9 protein-coding genes are annotated in these 7,020 nt (G+C 75.1%); all 9 read left to right on the top strand.

Annotated elements, in window-relative coordinates; genetic code table 11:
• The coding region (locus tag GD880_RS18610) for a cell division protein FtsQ/DivIB (protein ID WP_152233100.1) at positions 1-868 on the top strand (868 nt) is incomplete at its 5' end.
• Between the two features lie 177 nt (positions 869-1,045).
• Positions 1,046-2,311 (top strand): cell division protein FtsZ, encoded by a 1,266-nt coding sequence (gene ftsZ, locus GD880_RS18605; RefSeq protein WP_152233099.1) that lies wholly within the window; start codon positions 1,046-1,048, stop codon positions 2,309-2,311.
• Positions 2,312-2,328: 17 nt separating this feature from the next.
• Positions 2,329-3,093, top strand: coding sequence for a polyphenol oxidase family protein (locus GD880_RS18600; RefSeq protein WP_152233109.1), 765 nt, complete (start codon positions 2,329-2,331; stop codon positions 3,091-3,093).
• Positions 3,094-3,275: 182 nt separating this feature from the next.
• Positions 3,276-3,764, top strand: a complete 489-nt coding sequence (locus GD880_RS18595) for a cell division protein SepF (protein ID WP_152233098.1) — start codon at positions 3,276-3,278, stop codon at positions 3,762-3,764.
• A 5-nt stretch (positions 3,765-3,769) separates the two neighbouring features.
• Positions 3,770-4,063, top strand: coding sequence for a YggT family protein (locus GD880_RS18590; protein WP_152203321.1), 294 nt, complete (start codon positions 3,770-3,772; stop codon positions 4,061-4,063).
• 105 nt (positions 4,064-4,168) lie between these two features.
• Positions 4,169-4,771 (top strand): DivIVA domain-containing protein, encoded by a 603-nt coding sequence (locus tag GD880_RS18585; protein ID WP_152233097.1) that lies wholly within the window; start codon positions 4,169-4,171, stop codon positions 4,769-4,771.
• Positions 4,772-4,842: 71 nt separating this feature from the next.
• The gene (gene lspA / locus GD880_RS18580; RefSeq protein ID WP_152233096.1) at positions 4,843-5,448 is read left to right on the top strand and encodes a signal peptidase II; all 606 of its coding nucleotides are present in this window, start codon (positions 4,843-4,845) and stop codon (positions 5,446-5,448) included.
• The gene (locus GD880_RS18575) at positions 5,441-6,376 is read left to right on the top strand and encodes an RluA family pseudouridine synthase (protein ID WP_152233095.1); all 936 of its coding nucleotides are present in this window, start codon (positions 5,441-5,443) and stop codon (positions 6,374-6,376) included. The genes lspA and GD880_RS18575 overlap by 8 nt, the downstream gene beginning before the upstream one ends.
• A complete protein-coding gene (locus GD880_RS18570; RefSeq protein ID WP_226909818.1) occupies positions 6,373-6,966 on the top strand; it encodes a GNAT family N-acetyltransferase in 594 nt (197 codons plus the stop codon). The genes GD880_RS18575 and GD880_RS18570 overlap by 4 nt, the downstream gene beginning before the upstream one ends.
• Positions 6,967-7,020: the final 54 nt, after the last annotated feature.

Genomic DNA, 7,020 nt, shown 5'->3' with positions numbered 1-7,020 from the left:
GGCGCCTCCCCAGCCCGCGCCCGGCGCGCCCGCCGCACGCCAGCCCGCGCCCGGCGCGCCCGCCGCGCGCCCCACCGCCGCCCGGGTCGAGCCCGGCGCCCGACCGGTCGGCACCGGCAACGGCCTGGGCCGGGCGGTGACCGGGCTGTCCGCCCGCCTCGCCGAGCGCGATGCGGCGGCCCGGCGGCTGCGCCGCGTCCGCCTGGCGGTGGCGGCCGGCGTCGTCGTCGTGCTCGGCGCCGTGGCCTGGGCCCTGCTGGTCTCCCCGCTGTTCGCCCTGCGCACCGACGCCGTCGACCTGCGCGTCACCGGCACCACGGTCGACGAGGCCGAGGTCCGCGACGTCCTCGCCCCCGCGGTCGGCACGCCGCTGCTGCGGGTGCGCGCGGCCGGGCTCGCCGAGCGGCTGGGGCGGGTCGTCGAGGTCGAGCACGCCGAGGTGGTCCGGGCCTGGCCGCACGGCCTGACCGTGCGGGTCACCGCGCGCGAGCCGGTGGCCGCCGCGCCGGCGCCCGAGGGCGGCTGGGCCCTGGTCGACGGCGACGGCGTGCGGGTGGGGTCCGTGGGCGAGGTGCCCGAGGGGCTGCCCGAGGTGACCGTGCCGCTGGGGGACAGCGCCGAGACGGCCCCCGCGCTGCGCGCCGTGCTGGGCGTGCTCGCGGCCCTGCCGCCGGACCTCCTCGGGCAGGTGGCGCAGGCCGGGGCCACCGGCACCGCGCAGGTCACCCTCACCCTCGACGACGGCGCCGCCGTGCGGTGGGGGAGCGCGGAGGAGAACGCGCTCAAGACCGAGGTGCTGCGCGTGCTGCGCCAGCAGCCGGCGGGCGTGTACGACGTGAGCGTGCCTCGCTCGCCGACCACCGCCTGACCGGGCGGCCGGGCACCGGGAGAGGCGCGCGCCACACGGCGCGCGACACACCTGGCGCGGTGATTGCCCCGTCCCAGCCGGGCACCTAGCGTCCTGGGTGGGCACCAAATGACATAAGTCTAACCCTGAAGTAGAGGTTGAGGGTTGGGCTCGGGAAAGACGACGAGAGGGACCGACGTGGCGGCACCGCAGAACTACCTGGCAGTGATCAAGGTGGTGGGCATCGGCGGTGGCGGCGTGAACGCCGTCAACCGGATGATCGAGGTCGGTCTGAAGGGCGTCGAGTTCATCGCCGTCAACACCGACGCCCAGGCCCTCCTCATGTCCGACGCCGACGTCAAGCTCGACGTCGGCCGCGAGCTCACCCGCGGCCTCGGCGCCGGCGCCGACCCCGAGGTCGGCAAGAAGGCCGCCGAGGACCACGCGGAGGAGATCGAGGAGGTCCTGCGCGGGGCCGACATGGTCTTCGTCACCGCCGGCGAGGGCGGCGGCACCGGCACCGGCGGCGCGCCGGTCGTGGCCCGCATCGCCCGCTCCCTCGGCGCCCTGACCATCGGCGTGGTCACCCGCCCCTTCACGTTCGAGGGCCGGCGGCGCGGCGTGCAGGCTGAGTCCGGCATCGAGGCGCTGCGCGCCGAGGTCGACACCCTCATCGTCATCCCGAACGACCGCCTGCTCTCCATCAGCGACCGCAGCGTGTCGGTGCTCGACGCCTTCAAGTCGGCCGACCAGGTGCTCCTCTCCGGCGTCCAGGGCATCACCGACCTCATCACCACCCCCGGCCTGATCAACCTCGACTTCGCCGACGTCAAGTCGGTCATGCAGGGCGCCGGCAGCGCCCTCATGGGTATCGGCTCGGCCCGCGGGGAGGACCGCGCGGTGCAAGCCTCGGAGCTGGCGATCTCCTCGCCGCTGCTCGAGGCGAGCATCGACGGCGCCCACGGCGTGCTGCTGTCCATCCAGGGTGGCTCGGACCTCGGCCTGTTCGAGATCCACGAGGCGGCCCGGTTGGTGCAGGAGGCCGCCCACCCCGAGGCGAACATCATCTTCGGTGCGGTCATCGACGACGCCCTGGGCGACGAGGTGCGCGTCACCGTCATCGCCGCCGGCTTCGACGACGGCAGCGGCCCCGCCGGCGCGTCGGCGAAGCTCGGCGGCCGCGCCCAGGTCGCCCCGCCGCAGGTGCTCGCCCCCGCCGCGGTCACGCCCAGCGCGCCCAGCCCCGAGCCGGTCGAGCCGGCCCACCGCGCCGTCCCGGTGGTCGAGGAGCCCACCGTCGTCGCGCCCTCGCCCGCCGGCGCCACGTCCGGGGAGCAGGTCCCGGCCTTCATCGGCGACGGCGAGTTCCAGCGCAGCCGCTCCTTCGAGGTGCCGCGGGTCTTCGACGAGGAGCCGGTCCGCCGGCGCGACGAGGACCTGGACATCCCCGACTTCCTCAAGTGAGCCCGGCGGAGGACCTCGTGCAGCTCCTCCCCGCCGACCTCGGTCCCGGCGCGCGCGGTGGCTTCACCGCGCGCGCCGGCGGCGTCTCCGGCGGGCCGTACGCCGGCGGGACCGGCGGCGGGCTCAACCTCGGGCTGCGCGTGGGCGACGACCCCGCCGCCGTGCTCGCCAACCGGGACCGGGTCGCCGCCGCCCTCGGGGCGCCGGTGGGCTGGATGGACCAGGTGCACGGCGCCGCCGTCCGCGTGCTCGACGGCGCGCCGGACCCGCGCAGCGAGGGGGAGTGCGACGGGCTCGTCGCCCTCGCCGGGTCCGCCGGGCCGGTGGCCGCCGGGGTGCTCGTCGCCGACTGCGTGCCGGTCCTGCTCGCCGCCGCCGACGGGTCCGCCGTGGCGGCCGTCCACGTCGGGCGCCAAGGGCTGGTGCGCGGGGTGCTGCCCGCCGCGCTCGACCGCCTCGCCGAGCTCGGCGTCCCGCCCGCGGGCCTGCACGCCGCCGTCGGGCCGAGCATCTGCGGGCGCTGCTACGAGGTGCCCGCCGCCCTCCGCGAGGAGGTGGCCGCGCAGGTGCCCGGCACCGCCGCCACCACGGCGTGGGGCACCCCGGCCCTGGACCTGCCGGCCGGCGTGCTCGGTCAGCTGGCCGCCCGCGGCGTCACCCGGGTCCACCACGTCCAGGCGTGCACCCGCGAGGACGCTCGCTTCTACTCCTACCGCCGCGCCGGCGAGCACGGGGCCGGTCCCACGGGCCGCTTCGCCGGGGTGGTCCGCACCGCCGCCTGAGCGCCGCGCGCGGCGGGGTCCGCGCGTCCGGGCGTCCGGGCGCCGGGCGGTCCGCCTCGCCGGCCGGTGTGCCGCGACACGCCGTCGCACGTGCCCGTGCGGCCGACGGCGCTGGTCTAGCGTCGGAACGAGCGGTACGGCGTGACCCGACGTCCTGCCGGGATGAGCGACGAGGAGCAGCGATGGCCGGAACCATGCGCAAGATGATGGAGTACCTCTCCCTGGCCGAGCCGGAGGACGAGCTGTACGAGGACGGCCCCGAAGCGGAGGCCTACCGCGAGGAGGACGACGTGCGGACCGAGGTCACCGAGCGCGCCGAGCACCGCGCCGAGGTCACCCCCATCTCGCGCGCCGTGTCGCTGCACACCGAGGAGCCGGCCGCCGTGGAGGACCTGCGACGCATCGTCACCGTGCACCCCGCCACCTACAATGAGGCGCGGGTGATCGGGGAGGCCTTCCGGGAGGGCACGCCGGTCATCATGAACCTCACCGGCATGAGCGAGAGCGAGGCCAAGCGGATGGTCGACTTCGCGGCGGGGCTCGTCTTCGGGCTGCACGGCGCGATCGAGCGGGTGACCAACCGGGTGTTCCTCCTGTCGCCAGCCACCGTTGAGGTTGAGTCCGACCGTGCCGACGAGCGGATCCCCGGCCGCTTCTTCAACCAGAGCTGAGTTGTGTGAGCATCTTCTTCGAGATTCTTGCTTTCCTTCTTCTGCTGTACATGCTCGTCCTCGTGGCGAGGCTGGTCTTCGACTGGATCCAGGTCTTCGCGCGTAGCTGGCGGCCCACCGGCGTCGTGCTCGTGATCGCCAACGTCATCTACTCGCTGACCGACCCGCCCCTGCGCTTCCTGCGGCGCCTCATCCCGCCGCTGCGCATCGGGCAGATCTCCATCGACCTGGGTTTCCTCATCCTCTTCATCGCCGTGTCGTTCCTGAGGAACATCGCGGCGGTTCTCGCGGCGAGCTGACTGATACCCTCAGCCGACACCCGCCGCCGATGGTCCGCTACGGTTTGTTCCGTGAGTGGGGACCAGGGCTCACGACCGAACGACACGACACCGAGGTGACGACTCATGGCGCTGCTCACGGCAGACGACGTCCTCAACAAGAAGTTCCAGCCCACCAAGTTCCGTGAGGGCTACGACCAGGACGAGGTCGACGACTTTCTCGACGAGGTGGTCAACACGCTGCGGGTGGTGACCGGCGAGAACGAGGAGCTCAAGGCCAAGCTGGCCGCCGCTGAGCGTCGTGTTGCCGAGCTGAGCCGCGGCGAGGGCACCGAGGCCCCCGCCCGTCCCGCCCCCCAGGCCCAGCCGGCGCCCCAGCCGCAGGCCGCCCCCGCACCGGCGCCCGCCGCGGCGGGTGCGACCGAGCCCGAGTCCGCCACCGGGATGCTCGCCCTGGCCCAGCGCCTGCACGACGAGTACGTGCGCAACGGCAAGGAAGAGGGCGACCGGATCATCTCCGAGGCCCAGATCGAGGGCCAGCGGATCATCAAGGAGGCCGAGGACCAGCACAACCGGACCCTCACCCAGCTCGAGCAGGAGCGCTCGCTCCTCGAGCGCAAGATCGACGAGCTGCGCACCTTCGAGCGCGACTACCGCACCCGCCTGAAGAGCTACCTCGAGTCGCTGCTGAGCAACGTCGAGGGCGGCGCCAAGGCCGAGGCGCTCTGACGTCCTGCTGACGCACGGCGGCGACGACCCACCGGGTCGTCGCCGCCGTCGTTCGTGGGACACTTCCCGGGATGGACAACCAGCCTGAGACCCCCGCCGTGGCGCCCGCGCGCCGTCGGCGCCTCCTCGCCCTCCTCGTCGGGCTCGCCGTCGTCGTCTTCGCCGTCGACCAGGTCACCAAGTACCTCGCCGAGCAGCGCCTGACGCCCGGCACGCTCACGCCGCTGCTCGGCGACCTGCTCGGGCTGCAGCTCATCTACAACCCCGGCGCCGCGTTCTCGCTGGCGACCGGGATGACGTGGATCTTCACCCTCGTCTCCGTCGTCGTCGTGGTGGTCGTGGTCCGCATCTCCCGGCGGCTGGGCTCCCTCGGGTGGGCGCTGGCCCTGGGCCTGCTGCTGGGCGGCTGCCTGGGCAACCTCTACGACCGGCTCTTCCGCGAGCCCGGCCTCGCCGTCGGGCACGTGGTCGACTTCATCAACTACGCCGGCTACTTCGTCGGCAACGTCGCCGACATCGCCATCGTCGGGGCGGCCGTCGCGGTCGCGCTGCTGGCCGTGCTCGGCCGCGAGGTCGACGGCAGCCGGGCGCACGGCCGGGCCGACGGCCCCGCGGCCGACGAGGACCTGCCCTCCGGCACCGGCACCGAGGCGCCCGGGGGGAGCGCCCGTGCCTGAGGTCCGGTCGCTGCCGGTGCCCGACGGGCTGGCGGGGGAGCGGGTCGACGCCGCCCTGGCGCGCCTGCTCGGCCTCTCGCGCACCCGGGCGGCCGAGCTCGCGGCGGCCGGGCACGTCACGCTCGACGGGCGGCAGCTGGGCAAGTCCGACCGGCTCGTGGCCGACGCCTGGCTCGAGGTCACCCTCCCCGACGTCGCCGCACCCGCCGCCGCGGCCCCGGAGCCCGTGCCGGGGATGGGCATCGTCTACGAGGACGACGACGTCGTCGTCGTCGACAAGCCGGTGGGCGTGGCCGCCCACCCCAGCCCGGGCTGGGGCGGGCCGACCGTGGTCGGGGCGCTGGCCGCCGCCGGCCACCGCATCTCCACCTCCGGGGCGGCCGAGCGCCAGGGCGTGGTCCACCGCCTCGACGTGGGCACCTCGGGGCTGATGGTGGTGGCCAAGTCCGAGCGGGCCTACACCGTGCTCAAGCGGGCGTTCAAGGAGCGCACGGTGGACAAGGTCTACCACGCGCTCGTGCAGGGCCACCCCGACCCCTCCACGGGCACCATCGACGCGCCCATCGGGCGCCACCCCACCCACGACTACAAGATGGCCGTCGTCGCCGGCGGCAAGGACTCGGTCACCCACTACGAGACCGTCGAGGCGATGCCCGGCGCGTCGCTGCTCGAGGTACACCTGGAGACCGGGCGCACCCACCAGATCCGGGTGCACATGGCCGCGGTGCGCCACCCGTGCCTGGGCGACGTCACCTACGGCGCCGACCCGCGCCTGGCCGAGCGGCTCGGGCTCTCGCGCCAGTGGCTGCACGCGGTCCGCCTGGGCTTCGAGCACCCCACGACCGGGCGGTGGCTGGAGGTGGCCAGCCCCTACCCGGAGGACCTGGAGCGGGCGCTGGAGATGATGCGCGAAGGGGGCTACCGGTGAGCGGAGACCGGCCGACGGGGGACGACCGCGCGCTGCTCGACGGCGGTGGGGCGCTCGACGGCGGTAGGGTGCTCGACGACGGCGCGGTGCTCGACGACGGCGCGGCGGGCGGGATCGCCGTCGTCCGCGTGACCACCCGCGCCCAGCTCGAGCAGGCCTGGCAGGTGCGGCTGGAGGTCTTCGTCGAGGAGCAGCAGGTGCCCGTCGAGGAGGAGATCGACGCGCTCGACACCGCGGCCTCGACCACCCACGTGCTCGCCGTGGACGCGTCCGGGGCGGTGCTCGGGACCGGCCGGCTGCTCAGCGACCCCGCCCACCCCGGCGAGGTGCACCTGGGGCGGCTCGCGGTGCGGGCCGCCGCGCGCGGCCGGGGCGCCGGGGCGCGCCTGGTCGTCGGGATCGAGGCTCTGGCCCTGGCCGAGCACGCCGTGGTCGACGGCGCCGACGCGCTGGCCGTGACCGTCGAGCTGTCCGCGCAGGAGCACGCCCTGGGCTTCTACCGGCGGCTGGGCTACGAGCTGCTGCCCGGGGAGCGCTACCTCGACGCCGGCATCTGGCACCGGGACATGGCACACCGCATCACCGGCTGACGGCCCGGCGGGCGGCGCGCCCGGGGCGTCCCACCCCGTGTGGCGCGCCCCTCC

The organism is Georgenia ruanii (assembly GCF_009193175.1).
Lineage (GTDB): Bacteria > Actinomycetota > Actinomycetes > Actinomycetales > Actinomycetaceae > Georgenia > Georgenia ruanii.
The sequence above is the reverse complement of the archived record's forward strand: the minus strand, read 5'-3'. Positions and strand labels throughout refer to the sequence as shown.

Excerpts from the sequence above, each read along its gene's own strand:
- GD880_RS18595 (WP_152233098.1), top strand. The coding sequence starts at position 3,276 with ATGGCCGGAACCATGCGCAAGATGATGGAGTACCTCTCCCTGGCCGAG.
- GD880_RS18585 (WP_152233097.1), top strand. The coding sequence starts at position 4,169 with ATGGCGCTGCTCACGGCAGACGACGTCCTCAACAAGAAGTTCCAGCCC.
- lspA (WP_152233096.1), top strand. The coding sequence starts at position 4,843 with ATGGACAACCAGCCTGAGACCCCCGCCGTGGCGCCCGCGCGCCGTCGG.